Raw genomic sequence first — 20,504 nt, 5'->3', positions numbered from 1 at the left:
GGATGCCTTACTTGCGCAGGCGGGCCGCCATGCGGTCGAGGGTGGCGTGCGCGATGTCGAGACCGACCAGGTTGAGGTGGCCGTGCAGCACACCCGGCGATATGACCTGCTCGACCTCCACCCCGGCGGCGCGCAGTTGCTCGGCGAAGATTTCACCGCTGCCGCGCAGGCTGTCGAACTCGTCGTTGTCGATGTAGGTGGGCGGAAAACCGCGTAGGTCCTCGGCGTGGCCGGGGAAGGCGTACGGCGAGGCCGTCTCGACCGCGCCGCCGTCCAGGAAGGTGGCGAACACCTGAGCCAGGAGCTCCTTCGGGATGCTCAGCCCGGCGGGCAGCTCGGCCAGAGCCGCGGCCAGTTCGGCCGAGGGCGCGGGCAGCGGAGCATGCACCAGCGGGTAGAGGAGCAGCGCCTGCCAGGGCGCCTCGCCTTCATCGCGCAGCCGCAGAGCCGCTCCGGCAGCCAGGTTGCCGCCGGCGCTGGCGCCTCCCAGCGCGACGCGGGCCGCATCGACGCCGAGGTCCGCGGCGTGCTCCCGCACCCAGCGATAGGCGGTGACGACGTCGTCGAGCGGATCGGGGAAGTGCACCTCCTCGTTGCACAGGCGGTACTCGACGGAGACCACGACGGCGTTCGCTCTCCCGGCGACACCTCGGCCGGTCTCGTGAGCCTCGGGCATGTCCAGGTCGCCGCCGACCCAGGCGCCGCCGTGCAGCCACACCAGGCACGGCCGGTCGAACGCCTCGCTCACGGGGCGGTAGATCCGCAGCCGGAGAGCGCCACCCGGCCCCTGGATCTCGCGATCCTCGATGTTCAGGTCCCACGTCTCGGGCGGGCCGAACGGCGCCCCCAGCATCTCGAATGTCTCCACGCCGGGTTCCTGCGCGGCGAAGCGCTCAAGCCGTACGGCAAGTTCCGGATGGAGCTCGTGGTTGCTCATGCTGTTTCCTTCTGCGCGGCCGCGGTGAGTGCGGTGACGGTTTCCGATGTGAGCCCGAGGATGGGCCCGACGAACTTGCCGAGCGGGATCTGGCTTACGGCGGACAGCACGTGCGGGTCGACGTCGTCGAGCTTGACGGCACCCGGGTGTGCCGTGAGCCGGTCACGGAGGAGCTTGCCGCCGACCGGATGGTCGAGCCATTCGCCGAGCGAGGAGGCGGCGGTCAGCTCGTCGGCGATGCCGTCGCCGAGCGTGGACAACTCGGCCCGCAGCCGGATGTCGCGGGAGGAGGCGCCCACCTCGACCGTGAACGTGCCGGGGTCGATGCGCCAGCCACCCCGCTGAGTGGAGTACCAGGCCAGGTCGCGACCGGCGAGCCGGAACTCCGCCCGCGCCGAGGCGCCGGGCTCCAGCGCCAGCTTGGCGAAGCCGCGCAGTTCGTGCCGGGGCCGGGTGGGGTGAGGCTCGTCGAAGGCGACGTAGAGCTGGACGACTTCCTCGCCGTGGCGAGGGCCGGTGTTGGTGACGGTGGCGCGGACCGTCCAGGAGTTGTCGCCGGTCTGCTCCACCTTCAGGTCGCTGTAGGAGAAGGTCGTGTAGCTCAGCCCGTGCCCGAAGGGGTAGGCCACCGGCAGGTCCAGCGTGTCGTAGTGGCGGTAGCCGACGTAGCGGCCCTCGCCGTGGACCGTGTGCCGGTCCTGGCCGGGGAAGTACAGGTAGGAGGGCACATCCTGGAGCCGGAGCGGGATGGACTCGGTCAGCTTGCCCGACGGGCTGCAGGCGCCGTACAGCAGGTCGGCCAGCGCGGCGCCGCCCGCTTGGCCGCCGAGCCAGGCTTCCAGTACGGCCTGCGCGTCGTCCTGCCAGTCGGCCACCGAGACCAGCGCGCCGTTGGCCAGCACGACCGCGACCTTGCGGCAGACCGCGGCGACCGAGCGCAGCAGTTCCACCTGGCAGCGGGGGAGTTCGATGTCCGTGCGGTCGCGCCCCTCGGTCTCCGACTCCTCCGGCAGACCGAGGAAGAGCAGCGCGACATCCGCCTGCGCGGCGTGTGCCACGGCCTCGTCCGTCAGCCCGGGGTCGGGCGCGCCGGTCAGGGGGAAACCGGGGGAGAAGGTCAGCTTCAGGTCCGGGCCCGCCGCCTGCCGTAACGCGTCCCAGGCGTTGTCCAGGCGGGTGGGCGTCACTCGGGAGCTGCCGTGGCCCTGGTAGCGGGGGGTCCGGGCGAACTCGCCGATGACCGCCACCGTGAGGTGCGCCGCCGGGTCGAGCGGCAGCAGGCCGCCGTCGTTCTTCAGCAGGACCGCGCCCGCACGGGCCGCCTCGCGGGCCAACTCGTGGTGGGCGTCCACGTCCCAGTCGTCGAAGCGCTGCGCACGGTCCACCCGTTCCCGCAGCTGAAGCACGCGCGTGGCGGCGGCGGTGACGGCCGCCCTGTCCAGGCGGCCATCCTCGACCGCCGCCACGACCTGGCGATCGGTGCCGTCCGGCGGCATCTGCAGGTCGAGCCCGGCCGCCAGAGCCGCGGCCCGGTCGTTGACGGCGCCCCAGTCGGACATGACCAGGCCGTCGAAACCCCACTCCTGGCGCAGCACCTGCGTCAGCAGCCACAGGTTCTCGCACGCGTACACGCCGTTGATCCGGTTGTAGGAGGCCATCACGGTGTACGGCCCGGCCTCGCGCACGACGTGTTCGAAAGCGGACAGGTACAGCTCGCGCAGCGTGCGCTCGTCGACGTCCGCGCTGACGCGCATCCGGTCGGTCTCCTGGTTGTTCACGGCGAAGTGCTTGACGCAGGCGCCGACGCCCAGCGACTGGATGCCCTCGACGAGCGCCGCCCCCATGACGCCGCTGACATGCGGGTCCTCGGAGAAGTACTCGAAGTTGCGCCCGCACAGGGGGCTGCGCTTGATGTTGATCCCGGGGCCCAGGATCACGTCGACGCCGAGTGCCGAAGCCTCCCGGGCCAGGGCGGTGCCCATTCGGCGCACGAGTGCGGGATCCCAGGTCGATCCAGACGTGACGGCGGGCGGAAAGCAGGTCGCGGGCACGCTGGCGGACAGCAGCGACTCGTCCTGCGCGCGCCTGAGTCCGTGCGGGCCGTCCGAGAGGTGAAGCGATCGGACCACGTCGCGGACGGCGGTGGTGGTCCAGGCCGTGCCGCCCGAGGTGAGGGAGGCCTGTTCGGCGAGAGTGAGATCCGTGACCCGGTCAGACATCATGCCCACCGCGCCGCTTGCGACTCGATGGCGGTGTGCCGTTCGTGGTCACCCAGCACATCGCGGTCCATCCCGCTGACGAGCAGGCAGAACGACAGGCCGGTCTCCGGGTCGGCCCAGGCGGACTGACCGCCCGCCCCGCCGTGGCCGAACGCGCCCGGCACGCCCACCGCGCGTAGCTTCGGATCGTTGGCGATGGCCAACGTCCTCTCCGAGTCGGCATCCAGGACGGCCACGTCGACCGGTTGCCCGAACAGCGCTTCGAGCACCTCCATCGAGCGGGTCCCGGTCGTGGTCACGAGCTTGAGGTCTGCCTGCCTGTCGATCGGCACGCCCAGTTCCAGCCGGTCGAGTCCGAGCGGGTCGAGGATCCGGGCACGGAGTGCCTGCCGGTAGTCCTGGCCGGTCACCCGGTGGATCACCTCGGCCAGCACCCAGTGCGCCGAGGTGGCGTGGTACATGTAGCGGGTTCCCGGCTGCCATTCGAGCCGCCAGGCCGCCATCTGGGCGGCTCGCCGTTCGCGGGAGGCGATGGCGTCGAGGTCGATGGCGGCGCCGGGGAGGCCGCAGGTGTGCAGCAGCACCTGTTCGAGGGTGATCACGTCTTTGCCGTGGGCGCCGAACTCGGGCCACAGCTCGGCCACTCGGGTGTCCAGGCCGATCAGGTCTTCGCCGATCAGTTGCCACAGCAGCGAGGCCACGACTGGTTTGGTGGCTGAGAACAGGCAGAAGCGGTCGGTGCCGCGGGCGTCGCCGAACGACTCGAACGCCAGGATCTCTCCGTGCCGGGCGACGGCGAACTGCGCGGCGGGCCAGATGCCGTCGTCCACGGCCCGCTGGATCTGATCACGTATCACCGTCAAGATCTCCTTGGTGACAGAGAGTCGCTTATACGTCTCAGTGCTTCTGGAGAAGGAATCTAACTCCGGCCGTAGGGCGAGACAAGAGGGAATTGAAACGTTTTATTAACAGATCAGGGGAGGCGCCCGAGTCTGCGGGCGATGACGACGGCCTCGTGCCGGGTCTCAGCCCGGCTTTCCCATCAGATCCTCCCGAGGGGACCGTCGCCTTCATACTCCAGTGACACTTCGGGATCACGGTTGGGATCTGCGCTGGTAGTGGCAGCGGCGGGCGGTGGCTTGATGGCGTCGGCGCCATTGTGACCAGTGCAGAACCTGCGCTGCGGTGCGGTGGGGGTTCAGAATGAGGACGGTCAGCAGTCGGCGGATCTCGGGCATGGTCAACGCGATGTACTCCTCGTCGCAGGGGCGCTGGGTGGCGGCGATCGCGGCCAAGAAGGCCAGGGCGAGCATGGCCAGGGTGATGTGCCGGTACCAGGCCGTCCAACCGCGTACCTGGTAGTGATCCAGCCCGACCTGGCCTTTGGCCGCTTGGAAGGACTCCTCGACCGCCCATCGGATACCCGCGATCTTCACCAGGGCCGTCAGCGGCATCGGCGTGGGCGCCTGGCAGCGGTAGAAGGCGAACTCGCCGGTGGTCAGGTTGCGGCGGATCAGCAGCCACCGGTATCCGGTGGGCGCGGTTTCGTTGATGCGTGCCCGGGCCCGGGCGTACCAGCGTGGGCCCTTGGCGCCTTGACCGGCGCGGTAGTGGTGCCAGTGCCGGTCGGCGAGGTCGGCGATGATGTCGGCCGCGCTGCGGTCGGCGCCCTCCAGGTTCACCCGCCGGTTGCCCGCGATGGCCAGCACGTAGCCGATCCGCCGCCGCTCCAGCAGGGTGCGCAGGCGCGGGTCTTGGCCGTAGACCTTCGCCGCTTGGCGCCTCCGGAACCGGCCGCCTGACCGGGTGAGGCCCTGCCGGTGCCGCCGGGCGCAGCCGGCGGCTGTCTTACCGGGTAGCTGGGTGAGCTCTCCGGTCAAGCCGGCCTCCTTGACCGATCTGCCCTTGGGAACGGACGGTTCCGCTCTGCCCGGCCGTCCCCGGAGCCTGTCACGGGCGCGGCGCCCGCGCTGGGCAGGGAGTCCCGGGGCACGTCAGAGCTCGTGTGCTCGCAGGAAGTCCCGGATGGCGCGGGTGTACTCGGTCGGCCCCTCCAGGTTGGCGTAGTGGGCCGCGCCGTCGATCTCCAGGTATGCGCCGTGTGGCACGACCCCGGCGAGGCGCCGGCCGTTCTCCCGATGATCCGGTCCGTCGAGGGCGCCGTTGAGGGCGAGCACCGGCACCTGAATTCGGTTCGCCCGCTCCCAGGTGCGCGTGACCGGCGTCGGAGGAGTCGGTGGCAGCGGCGCGCCATGGTCGTCGAGCCGGAGGTGGCCGAGAGTGTCGCGTGCCATCCGCTCGATCAGGGCGTCGACGGCGGGATCGACATCGCCGCGGTCGCGATAGGGGCCATGGGTGAATCGCATGAAGACCTCGATCCAGGCCTCCGCGTCCCCCTCCGTCTCGGCCCGTCTCCACGCGCCGAAAGCGTCCAGCGACCACCGGTCCGTGAAGATCGGCTCGCTCGTGCCCGTGCCGGACACGACGAGTGCGGCGCATCGGTCGGGATGCTCCAACGCGATGTCCACCGCGGTGCCGCCTCCCATGGAGACACCGGCGAGAACCGCCCGGTCGATGTCCAGCGCGTCCAGTACCGCGACGACATCGTCGGCGAGCCGATACGGCGCATCGGCATCGGACGAGTCGCCGTGACCACGGGCGTCCGGCGCGATGACGCGACGCTCGGGGAACGCCGCGAGCTGCGGGCTCCACATCCGGTGGTCGACGGCGCCGCCGTGGAGCAGGACGAGCGGAGTGCGGTGCTCGTCGGCGGACGCGGGGACGTCGACGAGGTGGACCGTCTGGCCGGTGAGGGAGATGGTGCGAGGGATCATGACAACCAAGGTGTCATAATTTATTCGCATATGGCAACTGAGGTGTCATAATCGTGCGATGAGTGCTCCGCTGCCGCCAGACCGCCTCGCCGCTCGTCTCGCCGAGGTGTATCTGATCGTCGGCCCCCTCTACCGCAAGGCCTCACGGGCCGTGGAGCGGGACCAGCCGATCACGGGGATGTCGGTCGGGGTCCGAGCGGTGCTGGAGCAGCTGCATCGCGAGGGGGATTTGACCGTCCCGGCGATCGCCGCGTCCCAGGAGCTGAGCCGCCAGTTCGTGCAGCGCATGGTCCACGAGGCGCGAGAAGCCGGCTTCGTCGAGCTGGTCGACAATCCTCGCCACCTCCGCTCCTCGCTGGTCCGGCTCGCCGACGAAGGACGGGCCGCCATCGCGGCGGTGATCGCCCGCGAGCATCGGCTGTTGAGCCGCGCGGCCGGCGACCTCACCGACGCTGACGTCGATGCCGCGCTTCGCGTGCTGCGATCCATGCTCGCCGGCGTGAACGATGTACTGCGGTCCCGGGCCGAATTGACGGAAGCCGCGCCCGACGCCTGCTGAACCGGGCCTCGCGCCGGTGCGCACGACGGCCTGCTGTGCGTGACGGACACGAGGACGACGACCGGGCCGTTCCCGGTGCGCTCGAAGGCGATCGGGGTGCCGTCGGCCGACACGACCATGTCCTCGGCGCGGGTGCGTGTGGAATCGTGTTTCGTCATTCGCGGTCTCCGTTCTTGTTCCGGTACGGGGGAGCGGGAGGGCCCGCCCGAGGCTCTCCGCCGTCGAGGCGAGCCCTCCCGGCGTCGACTATCGACGGGTCATCGTGGAGGGGTAGCCGCCGTCGCCGGGGTAGACCCACGCTCCGTCGAGCACGCGGTCCTCGTCCTCGAAAGTTCCGCGGAAGTAGGCCGGGCCGCCCTTGGCCCCCGCCCAGATCGTGAGCGTGTCGCCGTCGATCTCATAGACGTAGTCGAGCGTGTTGCCCATCGAGTCGTAGAACCGGGAGACGACGTCCGTGCCGGCCGGCTCTCCGAAGGGGTGGAGGTGCCCGATGACCTCGAGGCCGGTGATGCTCTGGCCGAACTGCCGCAGCTCCACGTGCTGAAGCAGGAAGTGCCGGCCGGCCATCCATTCGTATCGGATGACGCCCTCGGCGCCTCCGGTGACGGTCCACTCGCCGACGAGCCTGTCGAGCGCGGCCACCGCGCTGCTGGGCGCGGGCTGCTCGCCGAGGCCGTAGGCGTCGATCTCCTCGGCGGTGACGTTGTCGAGCGGGGTGTCGTTCATGCTGCGTCCTTTCGTGGGCGGCCCGGCGGGTCGCGTCCACCGACACGTCGGAGACCCACGGCGGCGATTGACATCAGGTCGCGAGAAAGTTCCAGGAGGCCTGGGCGCGGTGCGGAGATCGGGCCGGGATGTAAAGAACCCCTGCTCGACTCCGAGGTATCGGTGCAACGTCACTTCCGTCGTACGAAGGAGAACACCGTGACCACGCACACCACCTCGTCCGCTGCCCTCGATCACCACCGTGCCGCATCGGCGCGCCGGGATCCGGCGACGCGTGCCCTCCTGATCGCGGGAGCGGCGGCCGGCCCGCTGTTCTATCTGTCCGCGACCGTGCAGATGGCGACCCGCCCCGGCTTCGACCTTCGGGTGCACCCGATCAGCCAGCTCTCCACCGGTGAGCTCGGATGGATCCAGATGACGACCTTCGTGCTGGCCGGCCTCGGGCTCGTGTGTCTCGCCATCGCGCGCCGGAGGGTCGTGACGACCGGCATCGGCCGCGGCGCCGTTCCTGTGCTCATCGCCCTCGGCGGCCTCGGCTTCATCGTCGCGGGGCTCTTCCCACAGGACGCGGCATACGGTTTCCCGGTCGGAGCCGCGGACGGCCCGGCCGCGGAGACCTCGTGGCATGCCGCCGTGCACATGGCCGCCGCGATCATCGCCTTCACCGCGCTCGCCGCCGCCGTCGTGGTGGCGCTGGTCCGCGCCATCCGCGGCCGTCGCGTCGCCGCCGCCATCGGCGACGGCATCGTGGCGCTCGTTCTGCTGCTCCCCGTCATGCCGGAGATCGCCAGCGTCCAGGTCGCGATCACCGGCGTCTTCGCCTTCGGATGGTGCACCGTCGTCGCCGGACGCCGGCTCTGTAGTCTGACAAGGGTCCTCGAATCGGAAAAGAAGAGATCGTGAAGTTCCTCATCCTCAGTTACACGCCGACCGCCGGCTGGGACGAAGCCACGGCCGACAGCCCGTCGGAGGAGGCCCTCGCGGCCTTCGCGGCGTACCAGCGGTTCGAGGCGGAACTGCGCGCCACGGGCGAGTTCGTCACCAGCGAGGGCCTGGGGCATCCGGCGGTGTCGACCACCGTGCGCAGGTCCGAGGGCGGCGTCATCTTCACGGACGGCCCGTTCGCCGAGCTGAAAGAGGTGCTCGCCTCGTTCGCCGTCATCGACGTGTCCGGCCTCGACCGTGCGAAGGACATCGTCGCCCGGATGGTCGAGGTGCTCGGCGAGCCGATGGAGATCCGCCCCATCATGGGAGACGACTTCGCTTGAGGCCCCGGCCCGACGCGCTTGAGCACCTGCTGCGCACCGAGGCGCCGCAGGTGCTCGGCGCGCTGGTCCGCCGCTTCGGCCGCTTCGACATCGCCGAGGAGGCCGTGCAGGACGCACTGCTCGCGGCCAGCCGGCAATGGTACGACGACGGCATCCCCGACCAGCCCCGGTCCTGGCTGATCCGGGTCGCATACCGGCGCATGATCGACGCTCTCCGTGCCGAGCAGGCGACGCACCGTCGTGAGGAGGCGTACGTCGCATCTCGGCCGCAGATCATCGATCCGGACGCGGACGCCGTCGACGCCGATCACGACGACAGCCTGAACCTGCTGCTCCTGTGCTGCCATCCCGCGCTGTCGTCCGCCTCCCGGATCGCCTTGACACTGCGTGCCGTAGGAGGTCTGACGACGTTCGAGATCGCCCACGCGTACGGGGTCGCCGAGCAGACCATGGCGGTGCGGATCAGCCGGGCGAAGCAGCAGATCAGGAGGAGCGGCGCCCGCTTCCGGCTCGCACCCGACGGCGACCTGCCGACCCGCGTGTCGGCGGTCATGCGCGTGCTGTACCTGATCTTCAACGAGGGTTACACCGCCAGCTCCGGGGAGCGGCTCACCCGCACCGATCTCACGGCCGAGGCGATCCGGCTCGGGCGGCTGCTGCACCGGCTCCTGCCGGACGATCCCGAACCGGCCGGACTCCTCGCTCTCATGCTCCTCACCGACTCCCGCCGGTCCACGCGCATGACGGAGACCGGCGACCTCGTCCCCCTCGCCGAGCAGGACCGGGCCCGGTGGGATCACGCGATGATCCGCGAAGGATCGGAGCTCATTCGCGCGGCGTGGTCGAAGCGGGCCGTCCGCGCCTACCAGCTGCAGGCCGCCATCGCCGCGGTCCACGCCAATGCGGCATCCGCCGACGAGACGGACTGGGAGCAGATCGCGGCGCTGTACCTCGGTCTCGAACAGGTCGAGCCCGGCGGGCACGTCATGCTCGCGCGGGTCGTCGCCGTCGCCCACGCCTACGGCGCCGCGCGCGCCCGGTCGCTGCTGGAGCAGCTCGACCGCGAGCACGGGCTCCTCCAGCACCCGCTCACTCGCCAACGCGCGCACGCGATCCGCGCTCACCTCCTGGAGCGGGAGGGCGATGCCGCCTTGGCACGAGCCGACTTCCTCGCAGCCGCCGAACTGACGGAGAACGCGGTGGAGATGCGTTACCTCTTCCGCAAAGCGGGCCGCGCATAACGGGTTCGAGGCGCGCGGCCTGGACCACCTCGCCCTCTCGCCAGAAGGAGAGCAACTCGTACTTCGTCACTTCCGGAGATCAGGTCATCGTCGGCAGGGCGCACTACGATGCCCTCACCTGACGGACAACGGGACGTCTCTGCTGTTCGAGATGGGTCAGCGGTGTTGCCGTGTGCAGTAGCGGACGACCAGGCCTGCGGCGGCGAGGAGCAGGAAGACCAGCACAATGTCCGAAAAGTTCACCATGCGCGCCCTCTGCCCCGTTGAGGGGCAGTTAGTCACGCCTGATCCGATGAGTGCCTGAGCCTTCCGATCCCCCCAAGGAACTCGCAAGTCAACCCCAAGACGATCAGCAGTGCCGTCCGCAACCTTGTCCCCGGACGCGATGGTGGGCCGGCGGCACAACTGTGCTCTCGGCGCACGTCGGACGAAGCAGAACGCGAACCGGAGGACACGGACATGTACAAGAAGGCCCTGACCGTCGCAATGGCGGCGGCCGCCCTGGCCACGCTGGCCTCGGCACCCGCGTCCGCGGCCGCGGCACCGACAATCGAGATCATCCCTGGCGCCTCCGCGACCCTCAAGGAATCGAACAGCGTCTACACCTGCCCGGCAGGCGAGGTGCTGACCGGCCGGAGCCACAGGGGGGACGAGAACGGCTGGACCACGTACCAGTGCAGTCGGATCCGCATCGACGGTGAACTGGTCTCCGTACAGCACAACGCGTCTTGGGGCCCCAATCAGTGGGAGAACGACTCGTACTTCGTCACTTCCGGAGACCAGGCCTTCGTCGGCAGGAGGCACTTCGGCGATGAGAACGGCCTGACGGCGTACCTCTCCGCCACGCTGTACTGGCGCGGAAGTCAGGTGCGGCTCACCTCTCGGAACTGGACCCAGGAGGTGAGGGAGGACAACCACTCCTCACAGGCGGGCATCGACCAGGTCATGACCGGCCGCTGGCACAGGGGGGACGAGAACGGTTTCACCTCCTACGAGTACGGGACGGTCACTGTCGGCTGAGGCCCCGGGCGCCGTTCCGCATGAAGCAGGTCCTTCGAGGGGGTGAGGGACGGCGCGACGCGTTCACGGCGCTCACAGAAGGTCGTTCAGGGAGATCTCTCACCCGGAGCGCTCGGCCCGGGCCTGACGGTAGCGGGTGGGGGAGGCGCCGAACTCGGCGATGAACAACCGGCGAAGGCTCTCGGCGGAGCCGAAACCGCAGCGGGCCGCGATGTCCGCCACGGAGAGCGACGACGAGACGAGGAGTTGCTCGGCCGCCTGCGTGCGTGCCTGCCTGATGAAGCGGCCAGGCGTCTGGCCCAGGTGCTCCAGGCTGAGCCGAGTCAGGTGACGCTCGCTCACGTTCAGCCTGGCGGCCAGCGTCGTGGGGCTCAGATCACCGTCGAGGCTGTTGACGATGTGGTCGACCATCTGTCGAATCAGCGGATGTTCCGGCGGCGGTGCGCCCACGAACATGCTGATCTGTGCCTGGTCGCCCGGCCGCTGCAAGTAGGTCACCAGGGCACGCGCCACGACGCGGGCCAGGTGAGGGCCGTGGTCCTCCTCGATGAAGGCGAGTGTCAGATCCAGGGCGCTGGTGACGCCGGCCGCGGTCGACACGTGTCCCTCGCGGATGTAGAGCGGGCCGGGGTCGACCGTGACGTTGGGGTGGTGGGCGGCGAGCGCTCCCGCGTACCTCCAGTGCGTGGTGGCGCGCCGCCCGTCCAGCAGTCCGGCGGCGGCCAGCAGGGTCGCGCCCGTACACACCGACGCCACCCGCCTGCTGACCGCGGCCAGCCGACGTATGTGTGCCAGGAGCACAGGATTGCCCGCGGCGATCTCGTGACCGATCCCGCCGGAGACGACAAGGGTGTCGAGCGGCCCGGTGATGTGTTCGAGGGCCTCCTGGCTTTCCAGCGTCAAACCCGAGTCACAGGGCAGCGGCCTGCCGCCGGAGGTGGCGAGGCGTGTCCGGTAGGGGGGAGCCGCCCCCAGTTGGTTGGCCATATGGAGCGGCGTGGTCACCGAGGCGATGTCCAGCAACTCTGACTGCGGATACCCGACCACGACGGTCAGCCGCTCATCCATGAGTGCCCATCCTGTTGGAGAACCGACACGAATCCCAAGTTTACCGACAAAAACAAGGCTGAGCGTGGTTCGCGCGATCGGCCGGCCGTTGGATCTGAAGCACAAGGAAAGTCACCCGGTCACCGAGGCGCCGGCGGCCGATGGCGGCTTCGAGACCTCCGGCTTGACGTACACCTGCGTATCGCGCCGGGCCGAAATCAGCTCGGCGAGCACAGGACACCGCGCACAGGAAAGGGGGCATCGAATGGTGGGATTCTCTCGTATGGCCATCGCGGCGGCCGTGGCCGCTGCCGCGACCGGATTCACTGCGGCGCCATGTCAACAAAGCCGGGATCCGGTGCTCAGCGGCAGAGAACGTGCGGTACGAAGGTCCTGGGTCAGTGACGCAGCAACCGGACGACGGCGAAGGTACCCACCGCCACGATGAGGGCGCGCAGCACCGGGGGGCTGAGGCGGCGGCCTGCCTTGGCCCCGATCGGGCCGCCGAGGGCGGAACCGGCCGCGACGAGTACGACGGCCGTCCAGTCGAAATCCGCGGAGAAAAGGAAGAAGAGTGCGGCGACGGTGTTGACGAGGGCGACGAGGACGTTCTTGACGGCATTGAGACGTTGCAGGGTCTCGTCGAGGAGCACGCCCATCAGGGACATGTAGATGATTCCCTGGGCGGCGGGGAAGTAGCCGCCGTAGACGCTGGCGAGTGTCAGCCCGGTGAGAAGCAACGGGCCTCCGTCGGGGCGGGCGGAACCGCTGGTGCGTTCGCGGCGCCGCCGCACGCTTCTGCTGATCCGGGGCTGGAGGATGACCAGGACGAGGGCGAGGCCCACCAGGGCGGGCACGATCTTCTCGAACGCCGTGGCGGGCAGGACCAGCAGAAGCGTGGCGCCCGTGAGGCCGCCGAGCAGGGCGCCGGCGCTCATCCTCAGGATGCGCCGGCTCTGGCCGCTGAGCTCCGCGCGATAGCCGATGGCCCCGCCGATGGAACCGGGTATCACGCCGAGTGCGTTGGAGACCGCGGCGGTGACGGCCGGCATGCCGGTGGCGAGCAGAACGGGAAAGGTGATCAGTGACCCGGAGCCGACCACGGTGTTGACGGCGCCGGCGCCGACGCCCGCCGCGAAGACGGCGAGCATCTCCCACGGCGTCATGCCGTCTCCTCCCGCGCGGAGTCGGCGTCCATGCCCGGCCGGGCGGTGCGCGAGGGCCATGCTTCGCGCCCTACCGGACCGAGCGCTCCCGGAACCGGCGATCCTGCGAGGCGCCGTCCCCGCACCGGGGCTCCCGGTGGATGGGCACAGCCGGCTGCGCGGATGGAGTCGCGGACCGAGCGCCACCACACGGCGGTGCCGCCTGCCTCGGTCAGGGTGGGCGATTCCGTCTGACGGCCGGTGTCCGGCGAGATTCTCACCCGGCCGACGCTAAACCGGAAACACTTCGGCACTCAGCGAAGTGTCCCGGCTCCGGACGAGCGGTCGGGGCATCGAGCCCACCTTCGTTTTCAGCCTGGACATCCCCCCGCGGGAGCGTCGTGCAGTGCCCCGGTGCGCGGCTTATAGCCGCATACGCCCTGTCTGTGAATATTGACGTTTTCTTGACGCCTGGCCATGAATCGATGGGCTCTGACGTCAGTAATGTGCATTGCGGCTTTACGGGTAATTGATGTGGGAGGGGCCGACAGTGGCCGGCAGGACTGGGCCACTAGAGGCGTGGCTGCTCAAGGGCTTACAGACCGACCGTAGGCAGATCGAGCACGGTCCGCACAAGAAGCACACCTGGTGGCAGGTCATGTGCCTCACGGGCGTCGACTACTTCTCCACCCTTGGTTACCAGCCGGGCATCGCGGCGCTAGCGGCCGGCGCGCTGTCACCGCTGGCGACGCTGCTGCTGGTCGTCCTCACCCTGTTCGGGGCGCTGCCCGTCTACCGCAGGGTCGCGGAGGAGAGCCCGCACGGCCAGGGCTCGATCGCGATGCTGGAAAAGCTGGCCCCGCAGTGGTGGGGCAAGTTGTTGGTGCTCGCTCTACTCGGGTTCGCCGCGACCGACTTCGTCATCACGATGACGCTCTCGGCCGCCGACGCGACGGCCCACATCTTGGAGAACCCGTTCGTTCCCGACTTCCTGTCGGGCCGGCGGGTACTGGTCACGCTCGTGCTGCTCGCCCTGCTCGGCGGGGTGTTCCTGATGGGCTTCAGCGAGGCGATCGGCATCGCCGTCGTCCTGGTGGGCGTCTACCTCGTGCTCAACGCGATCGTGGTGGCCGTGGCCGTCACACATGTGCTCGACGCCCCCAACCTGGTCATCGACTGGCAACAGGCGCTGACCACGACCTACACCAGCCCGATGGCCATGATCGGGCTCTCCCTGCTGGTGATGCCGAAGCTCGCGCTGGGCTTGTCGGGGTTCGAGACGGGCGTCGCGGTGATGCCGATCGTCAAGGGCGACGTCCAGGCCCGGATCAAGGGCACCAAGCGGCTGCTGACCTCGGCGGCCATCATCATGAGCGTCTTCCTGATCCTCAGTAGCCTCGTCACCACCGTGCTGATCCCGGAGAAGGAGTTCGAGGAGGGCGGCAAGGCCTCAGGACGGGCGCTGGCATTCCTGGCGCACGGTTTCCTCGGCGACTGGTTCGGCACGCTGTACGACGTCAGCACCATCGCGATCCTCTGGTTCGCCGGGGCGTCGGCGATGGCGGGCCTGATCAATCTGGTGCCGCGCTACCTGCCCAGGTACGGCATGGCGCCCGACTGGACGCGGGCCGTGCGCCCGCTGGTCCTGGTGTTCAGCGCGATCGGCTTCGCCATCACGATCATCTTCGACGCCGATGTCGAAGCCCAGGGCGGTGCCTACGCCACCGGTGTGCTCGTGCTGATCCTGTCCGCCTCCGTCGCCGTGACGCTGTCCGCGTGGCGCAAGGGCCAGACCAGGCTGATGGGCGGCTTCGCCGCCGTCTCCGCCGTCTTCGCCTTCACGCTGGTGGACAACGTGTTCGAGCGCCCGGACGGGGTGAAGATAGCGTCCTTCTTCATCGTGGCGATCATCGTGACCTCGCTCATCTCCCGGACGACCCGCTCCACCGAACTGCGCGTCACCGAGGTGACCTATGACCCGCTGGCCGAGCAGTTCGTCAACGCGTCCTGCGGCGAGGTGCACCTGATCGCCAACGAGCCGCACGAACGTGACCAGGCCGAATACCACGACAAGCTGCGCGAGCAGTGGCTCAACCACCGCCTGCGCAGCTCGGAGCAGGTCATGTTCGTCGAGGTGACGGTCGTCGACGCCTCGGAGTTCGAGACCGAGCTGGTCGTGCACGGCGAGGAACGCTTCGGCCACCGGATCCTGTGCTTCGAGAGCCCCACGGTGCCCAACTCGCTGGCCGCGCTCCTGCTCGACCTGCGTGACCGTACGGGCCGGATACCGCACATCTACTTCCACTGGACCGAGGGCAATCCGGTGGCGGCGATGCTGCGCTACCTGCTGTTCGGCGGCGGGGACGTACCGCCGATGACCCGGGAGGTCCTCCGCCAGGCGGAACCGGACATCACCCGCAGGCCGCACGTCCACGTCGGGTGATCCTTACTCCGCGGTGAGGCGCGGGTCCCGCCGGTGAGGCGGCGTCACAGGCGCGCCTCTCCTGACGGCACTCCTGCGCACCGTTTCCGCCGTGTCGTCAAGAAGGCGTCAACGGTTGGCCTGCGAGCGTATGAGATGCGTCAACGACGGCAAAATCTCCCAAATCTCCCGCTTTGCTGTGGGGTTGAAAGACCAAACATCCGGATTAGAGGAGTGGGGATGGCTGACGTCATCTTCGTCGCCCTGACGATCGCGCTATTCGTGATCTTCGGGTTCGTCGTCAAGGCGGTGGAGCGCCTGTGAGCGCCATCAACGCCATCGGCCTCGTGGTGGCCGCCGGCCTGGTGATCTTCATGGTCGTGGCCCTGCTGTTTCCGGAGCGGTTCTAGTGAGTACGACGGCAGCCGGGATCATCTTCGTCGCATCCCTCGTCATCGCTCTCGCGCTGACGCACAAGCCGCTCGGTGACCACATGTACCGCGTGTACTCGGGCGTCAGGCACAGCGCCGTCGAACGCGGCATCTACCGCCTGCTCGGCGTCCGCCCTGACGCCGAGCAGCGGTGGGGTGTCTACGCCCGCAGCGTGCTGGCGTTCTCCGTCGTGTCCGTCCTGTTCGTGTACGGCATGCAGCGTCTGCAGGACAAGCTGTGGTTGTCACTCGGCTTCGACCCGGTGCCCGATCACGTCGCGTGGAACACCGCGATCAGCTTCGTCACCAACACCAACTGGCAGGCGTACTCGGGCGAGTCCACCATGGGCCACCTGGTGCAGATGGCCGCGCTGGCCGTACAGAACTTCGTGTCCGCCTCCGTCGGCATGGCGGTGGCGATCGCGTTGGTGCGCGGTTTCGCCCGCAACCGGGCCGACACCATCGGCAACTTCTGGGTCGACCTGGTGCGCGGCACGGTTCGTATCCTGCTGCCCATCGCCTTCGTCGGCGCGCTGGTGCTGGTGGCCGGCGGCCTGGTGCAGAACTTCGCCTCCCCGCACGAGCTGAGCACCCTGACCGGCGGCACCCAGTCGATCACCGGTGGCCCGGTCGCCAGCCAGGAGGTCATCAAGGAACTCGGCACCAACGGCGGCGGCTTCTACAACACCAACTCGGCGCACCCGTTCGAGAACGCCACCGGCTGGACCAACTGGTTCGAGATCTTCCTGATCCTGCTCATCCCGTTCGCCATGCCGCGTACCTTCGGCAAGATGGTCGGCCAGGTCAGGCAGGGCCACGCGATCCTCGCCGTCATGGCGACGATCGCCATCGCCAGTGTCGTGCTGACCAACGTCTTCGAACTGAGCGCCGACGCCACCGTGCCGCAGGCCGCCGGCTCGGCGATGGAGGGCAAGGACGTCAGGTTCGGCGTCTCCAACTCCGCGACGTTCGCCGCGGCGACGACCCTCACGAGCACCGGCGCGGTCAACTCCTTCCACGACTCCTACACTCCGCTCGGCGGCATGATGCCGCTGTTCAACATGATGCTGGGCGAGGTCGCGCCCGGCGGGGTGGGAGCGGGCCTGTACGGCATGCTCGTGCTGGCCGTGATCACGGTCTTCGTGGCCGGACTCATGGTCGGCCGTACCCCCGAATACCTGGGCAAGAAGATCGGCGCCCGGGAGATCAAGCTGGCCTCGATGTACTTCCTGGTCACCCCGATCCTCGTGCTCGTCGGCACGGCGGTCGCCATGGGCAACGAAGCGGGTCTGGCGGCCATGCTGAACGGCGGCCCACACGGGTTCTCCGAGATCCTCTACGCCTTCACCAGCGCCTCGAACAACAACGGCTCCGCGTTCGGCGGCGTCACCGTCAACACGCCGTGGTACGACGTGGCGCTCGGTCTGTGCATGGTGCTCGGCCGCTTCCTGCCGATCATCTTCGTACTGGCCCTGGCCGGATCACTGGTCAGGCAGGCCCCGGTTCCCGAGTCCGCAGGCACGCTGCCCACCCATCGGCCGCAGTTCGTCGGCATGGTGGTCGGCGTCACGATCATCCTGGTCGCTCTGACCTTCCTCCCGGCCCTGGCACTGGGCCCGCTCGCAGAAGGAATCAGCTGATGTCCACCCCAGTGCTCGAGGCGCCGGAACAGGCGCAGGCGCCGCAGAAGAACGGCAGGGTCGGCGGTGGTCTGCTCGACCCCAAGCAGTTGATCAAGTCACTGCCCGACGCGTTGAGGAAGCTGAACCCGGTCTCGCTGTGGCGCAACCCGGTGATGCTGATCGTGGAGATCGGCGCGCTGGCCACCACGGTCCTCGCCGCCACCGGCGAGTCGTCGTTCTTCGCCTGGGCCATCACCGTCTGGCTGTGGCTGACGGTGATCTTCGCCAACCTCGCCGAGGCCGTCGCGGAAGGACGGGGAAAGGCGCAGGCCGCCACGCTCCGTGCCACCAAGCGTGACACCACCGCCCGCCGCCTCCCCGGCTGGGCGCCGGGCGCGAACGTGTCCTCCTGGGACACCGTCGGCGCGTCGGAGCTCAAGCAGGGCGATCACGTGATCGTCGAAGCCGGGGAGATCATCCCCGGCGACGGTGACGTGATCGAGGGCATCGCCTCGGTCGACGAGTCGGCCATCACCGGCGAGTCCGCACCGGTGATCCGCGAATCGGGTGGTGACCGTTCGGCGGTGACCGGCGGCACCAGGGTGCTGTCCGACCGGATCGTCGTCCGCATCACCCAGAAGCCGGGCGAGAGCTTCATCGATCGGATGATCGCCCTGGTCGAGGGCGCCGACCGGCAGAAGACGCCCAACGAGATCGCACTGAACATCCTGCTGGCCGCTCTGACGATCATCTTCCTGGTCGCCACCGTCACCATGCAGCCGATGGCGATCTACGCCAAGAACGTCAACCCCGGCGCCGCCGACTCCCTGGCCCTGACCGGCGACGGTGTCAGCGGCATCGTGCTGGCCTCACTGCTGGTCTGCCTCATCCCGACCACCATCGGCGCGCTGCTGTCGGCCATCGGTATCGCGGGCATGGACCGCCTGGTCCAGCGCAACGTGCTGGCCATGTCCGGCCGCGCGGTCGAGGCGGCAGGAGACGTCAGCACCCTGCTGCTGGACAAGACCGGCACGATCACGCTGGGCAACCGGCAGGCATCGGAGTTCCAGCCCGCCTCGGGGATCTCCGCCGACGAGCTGGCCGCTGCCGCGCAGCTGGCCAGCCTGGCCGACGAGACCCCCGAGGGCCGCTCGATCGTGGTCTACGCCAAGCAGGCGTACGGCCTGCGCGAACGTCAGCCGGGCGAGCTCGCGCACGCCGAGTGGGTGGAGTTCACCGCCCAGACCCGCATGTCGGGGGTCGACGTCGACGGCCGGCAGGTGCGCAAGGGCGCGGCGACGGCCGTGATGAGGTGGGTGCGTGAGAACGGCGGCCACGCGACCGAGGAGGTCGGCCATCTGGTCGACGGCATCTCGGCCTCGGGTGGCACCCCGCTGGTCGTCGGTGAGGTCGTCGACGGTAAGGCGCGGGTGCTGGGGGTGGTTCATCTCAAGGACGTGGTCAAGCAGGGTATGCGTGAGCGGTTCGACGAGATGCGCCGGATGGGCATCCGCACGGTCATGATCACGGGTGACAATCCGCTGACGGCCAGGGCGATCGCGGACGAGGCGGGGGTGGACGACTTCCTGGCCGAGGCGACTCCGGAGGACAAGCTCGCGCTGATCAGGTCGGAGCAGGAGGGCGGCCGGCTGGTCGCGATGACCGGTGACGGTACCAACGACGCGCCCGCGCTCGCGCAGGCCGATGTCGGGGTGGCGATGAACACCGGCACGTCGGCCGCCAAGGAGGCCGGCAACATGGTCGACCTCGACTCCAACCCGACCAAGCTCATCGAGATCGTCGAGATCGGCAAGCAGCTGCTCATCACTCGTGGTGCGCTGACGACGTTCTCGATCGCCAACGACATCGCCAAGTACTTCGCGATCATTCCCGCGATGTTCGCGGCGGTCTACCCGGGCCTGGACGCGCTGAACGTGATGCGTCTGGCCGGTCCGCAGTCGGCGATCCTGTCCGCGGTCGTCTTCAACGCCCTGGTGATCGTCGCGCTGATCCCGCTTGCCCTGCGGGGTGTGCGCTACCGCCCCTCCAGCGCGTCGAAGCTGCTCAGCCGCAACCTCTACGTCTACGGTCTGGGCGGCATCGTCGCCCCCTTCATCGGCATCAAGATCATCGACCTGTTTGTCCAATTCCTTCCGGGGATGTCGTAAATGGAACGCCTACCGAGCTGGATTCGCCAGCATCTCGCAGCCATCAGGGCGGTCGCCGTCCTCACCATGCTCCTCGGCGTGATCTACCCGCTGGTCACCACCGGCGTGGCCCAGGCACTGTTCAACGGCAGGGCCAACGGTTCGATCGTGCAGAAGGACGGCAAGGACGTGGGCAGCGCCATCGTCGGACAGAACTTCACCGACGCTGACGGCAACCCCGTCAGGACCTACTTCCAGAGCCGCCCGTCAGTCGCGGGTGACGGATACGACATGCTCTCCACCGCCGCGAGCAACCTGGGACCCGAGGATGTCCTGGACGTCCTTCCCGTCCCCGGTGCGAAGGACGACGAGGGCAACCCGGACGAGGGCAGGCAGAGCCTGCTCACCCAGGTCTGCGCCCGTTCCACGGCGATCGGCGAACTGGAGGGCGTCAGCGGCGCCAGGCCGTACTGCACCGGTGACGGCGTGGGCGCGGTGCTGAAGGTCTTCTCCGACCGCGCGGTCAGCGTCAACCAGGCATGCCCCGCCACCCCCTTCATCGCCGAGTACCGGGGGCTGAAGGTGGAGTGCGGCAAGCCGGGCGAGGACTACGCCGCCGGGAAGACCGTCCCGATCCGTGGCGGCGTGGCGAAGGCCGAGGTGCCCGCCGATGCCGTCACGGCCAGTGGCTCGGGCCTCGACCCGCACATCTCGGTGGCCTACGCCGACCTGCAGGCCCCGCGAGTGGCCAAGGAGCGCGGAACGGACCTCGCCAGGGTCAAGGCGCTCATCCAGGAGCACACGACGGGACGCGCCCTCGGTTTCATGGGTGAGCCCGCGGTCAACGTGCTCGAACTCAACCTGGCCCTCGACAAGGAGTAGTGGT

At 69.0% G+C, this 20,504-nt stretch carries 17 protein-coding genes and 1 pseudogene; 10 read left to right on the top strand and 8 right to left on the bottom strand.

The genetic code is table 11. The annotated features are described in order from the left end of the window. Window positions 1-7: 7 nt before the first annotated feature. The 5 genes and pseudogenes from ACFQVD_RS15415 to ACFQVD_RS15395 all read right to left on the bottom strand — a co-directional run bounded on the left by ACFQVD_RS15415 (window position 8) and on the right by ACFQVD_RS15395 (window position 5,990). Window positions 8-937 (bottom strand): alpha/beta hydrolase, encoded by a 930-nt coding sequence (locus tag ACFQVD_RS15415; RefSeq protein ID WP_343983699.1) that lies wholly within the window; start codon window positions 935-937, stop codon window positions 8-10. Further along, window positions 934-3,156 (bottom strand): glycoside hydrolase family 3 C-terminal domain-containing protein, encoded by a 2,223-nt coding sequence (locus ACFQVD_RS15410; RefSeq protein WP_343983702.1) that lies wholly within the window; start codon window positions 3,154-3,156, stop codon window positions 934-936. Before ACFQVD_RS15410 ends, ACFQVD_RS15415 begins: the two co-directional genes overlap by 4 nt. Further along, window positions 3,156-4,013 (bottom strand): serine hydrolase domain-containing protein, encoded by an 858-nt coding sequence (locus tag ACFQVD_RS15405; RefSeq protein ID WP_343983705.1) that lies wholly within the window; start codon window positions 4,011-4,013, stop codon window positions 3,156-3,158. The genes ACFQVD_RS15410 and ACFQVD_RS15405 overlap by 1 nt, the downstream gene beginning before the upstream one ends. A 237-nt stretch (window positions 4,014-4,250) precedes the next feature. Then, window positions 4,251-5,126 (bottom strand): annotated as a pseudogene (locus ACFQVD_RS15400) (IS701 family transposase); the annotation flags it as partial. Window positions 5,127-5,150: 24 nt separating this feature from the next. Then, window positions 5,151-5,990 carry an alpha/beta fold hydrolase gene (locus ACFQVD_RS15395; RefSeq protein ID WP_343983710.1) on the bottom strand — a complete coding sequence of 280 codons (840 nt, stop codon included), beginning with the start codon at window positions 5,988-5,990 and terminating at the stop codon, window positions 5,151-5,153. A 58-nt stretch (window positions 5,991-6,048) separates the two neighbouring features. On the opposite strand from ACFQVD_RS15395, the gene ACFQVD_RS15390 reads away from it, so the two are divergent. Then, entirely contained in the window at window positions 6,049-6,549 is a 501-nt protein-coding gene (locus ACFQVD_RS15390; protein ID WP_343983713.1) for a MarR family winged helix-turn-helix transcriptional regulator, read from the top strand. Between the two features lie 246 nt (window positions 6,550-6,795). On the opposite strand, the gene ACFQVD_RS15385 is transcribed toward ACFQVD_RS15390, so the two are convergent. Beyond that, on the bottom strand, window positions 6,796-7,275 hold the full coding sequence (locus ACFQVD_RS15385; protein ID WP_343983716.1) for a hypothetical protein: 480 nt from the start codon (window positions 7,273-7,275) through the stop codon (window positions 6,796-6,798). Window positions 7,276-7,473: 198 nt separating this feature from the next. On the opposite strand from ACFQVD_RS15385, the gene ACFQVD_RS15380 reads away from it, so the two are divergent. The 4 genes from ACFQVD_RS15380 (at window position 7,474) to ACFQVD_RS15365 (ending at window position 10,804) form a co-directional block, all read left to right on the top strand. Next, on the top strand, window positions 7,474-8,178 hold the full coding sequence (locus ACFQVD_RS15380; protein ID WP_343983719.1) for a DUF998 domain-containing protein: 705 nt from the start codon (window positions 7,474-7,476) through the stop codon (window positions 8,176-8,178). Then, window positions 8,175-8,543, top strand: coding sequence for a YciI family protein (locus ACFQVD_RS15375; RefSeq protein WP_343983722.1), 369 nt, complete (start codon window positions 8,175-8,177; stop codon window positions 8,541-8,543). The genes ACFQVD_RS15380 and ACFQVD_RS15375 overlap by 4 nt, the downstream gene beginning before the upstream one ends. Next, complete coding sequence (locus ACFQVD_RS15370; protein WP_343983725.1) at window positions 8,540-9,784, top strand: RNA polymerase sigma factor; 1,245 nt, start codon at window positions 8,540-8,542, stop codon at window positions 9,782-9,784. The genes ACFQVD_RS15375 and ACFQVD_RS15370 overlap by 4 nt, the downstream gene beginning before the upstream one ends. 459 nt (window positions 9,785-10,243) lie before the next feature. Continuing rightward, window positions 10,244-10,804, top strand: coding sequence for a hypothetical protein (locus ACFQVD_RS15365; RefSeq protein WP_343983728.1), 561 nt, complete (start codon window positions 10,244-10,246; stop codon window positions 10,802-10,804). A 99-nt stretch (window positions 10,805-10,903) separates the two neighbouring features. Here the strand turns inward: ACFQVD_RS15365 and ACFQVD_RS15360 are convergent, their stop codons facing one another. Beyond that, window positions 10,904-11,872: a GlxA family transcriptional regulator gene (locus ACFQVD_RS15360; RefSeq protein ID WP_343983731.1), complete on the bottom strand. Its 969-nt coding sequence runs from the start codon at window positions 11,870-11,872 to the stop codon at window positions 10,904-10,906. 377 nt (window positions 11,873-12,249) lie between these two features. Continuing rightward, window positions 12,250-13,017, bottom strand: coding sequence for a sulfite exporter TauE/SafE family protein (locus ACFQVD_RS15355; RefSeq protein WP_343983734.1), 768 nt, complete (start codon window positions 13,015-13,017; stop codon window positions 12,250-12,252). Between the two features lie 529 nt (window positions 13,018-13,546). On the opposite strand from ACFQVD_RS15355, the gene ACFQVD_RS15350 reads away from it, so the two are divergent. From ACFQVD_RS15350 to ACFQVD_RS15330, 5 genes are all read left to right on the top strand, one after another. Next, on the top strand, window positions 13,547-15,439 hold the full coding sequence (locus ACFQVD_RS15350; protein ID WP_343983737.1) for an amino acid transporter: 1,893 nt from the start codon (window positions 13,547-13,549) through the stop codon (window positions 15,437-15,439). A 299-nt stretch (window positions 15,440-15,738) separates the two neighbouring features. After that, a complete protein-coding gene (gene kdpF / locus ACFQVD_RS15345) occupies window positions 15,739-15,828 on the top strand; it encodes a K(+)-transporting ATPase subunit F (RefSeq protein ID WP_343983740.1) in 90 nt (29 codons plus the stop codon). Next, entirely contained in the window at window positions 15,828-17,489 is a 1,662-nt protein-coding gene (kdpA, locus tag ACFQVD_RS15340; protein ID WP_343983743.1) for a potassium-transporting ATPase subunit KdpA, read from the top strand. Before kdpF ends, kdpA begins: the two co-directional genes overlap by 1 nt. Further along, on the top strand, window positions 17,489-19,639 hold the full coding sequence (gene kdpB, locus ACFQVD_RS15335; protein WP_386271361.1) for a potassium-transporting ATPase subunit KdpB: 2,151 nt from the start codon (window positions 17,489-17,491) through the stop codon (window positions 19,637-19,639). The genes kdpA and kdpB overlap by 1 nt, the downstream gene beginning before the upstream one ends. Next, window positions 19,640-20,500 carry a potassium-transporting ATPase subunit C gene (locus tag ACFQVD_RS15330; protein ID WP_343973465.1) on the top strand — a complete coding sequence of 287 codons (861 nt, stop codon included), beginning with the start codon at window positions 19,640-19,642 and terminating at the stop codon, window positions 20,498-20,500. Window positions 20,501-20,504 lie beyond the last annotated feature (4 nt).

It is taken from the genome of Streptosporangium amethystogenes subsp. fukuiense, from assembly GCF_042665875.1.
GTDB lineage: Bacteria > Actinomycetota > Actinomycetes > Streptosporangiales > Streptosporangiaceae > Streptosporangium > Streptosporangium fukuiense.
Note: the sequence above shows the minus strand (reverse complement) of the source record. Positions and strands in the feature narration are given on the sequence as shown.

What these genes read in the sequence shown, in the direction of transcription:
- ACFQVD_RS15355 (WP_343983734.1), bottom strand. Translation starts at nt 13,017, where the DNA reads ATGACGCCGTGGGAGATGCTCGCCGTCTTCGCGGCGGGCGTCGGCGCC.
- ACFQVD_RS15365 (WP_343983728.1), top strand. Translation starts at nt 10,244, where the DNA reads ATGTACAAGAAGGCCCTGACCGTCGCAATGGCGGCGGCCGCCCTGGCC.
- ACFQVD_RS15360 (WP_343983731.1), bottom strand. Translation starts at nt 11,872, where the DNA reads ATGGATGAGCGGCTGACCGTCGTGGTCGGGTATCCGCAGTCAGAGTTG.
- ACFQVD_RS15410 (WP_343983702.1), bottom strand. Translation starts at nt 3,156, where the DNA reads ATGTCTGACCGGGTCACGGATCTCACTCTCGCCGAACAGGCCTCCCTC.
- ACFQVD_RS15390 (WP_343983713.1), top strand. Translation starts at nt 6,049, where the DNA reads ATGAGTGCTCCGCTGCCGCCAGACCGCCTCGCCGCTCGTCTCGCCGAG.
- ACFQVD_RS15330 (WP_343973465.1), top strand. Translation starts at nt 19,640, where the DNA reads ATGGAACGCCTACCGAGCTGGATTCGCCAGCATCTCGCAGCCATCAGG.
- ACFQVD_RS15395 (WP_343983710.1), bottom strand. Translation starts at nt 5,990, where the DNA reads ATGATCCCTCGCACCATCTCCCTCACCGGCCAGACGGTCCACCTCGTC.
- ACFQVD_RS15415 (WP_343983699.1), bottom strand. Translation starts at nt 937, where the DNA reads ATGAGCAACCACGAGCTCCATCCGGAACTTGCCGTACGGCTTGAGCGC.
- ACFQVD_RS15385 (WP_343983716.1), bottom strand. Translation starts at nt 7,275, where the DNA reads ATGAACGACACCCCGCTCGACAACGTCACCGCCGAGGAGATCGACGCC.
- kdpB (WP_386271361.1), top strand. Translation starts at nt 17,489, where the DNA reads ATGTCCACCCCAGTGCTCGAGGCGCCGGAACAGGCGCAGGCGCCGCAG.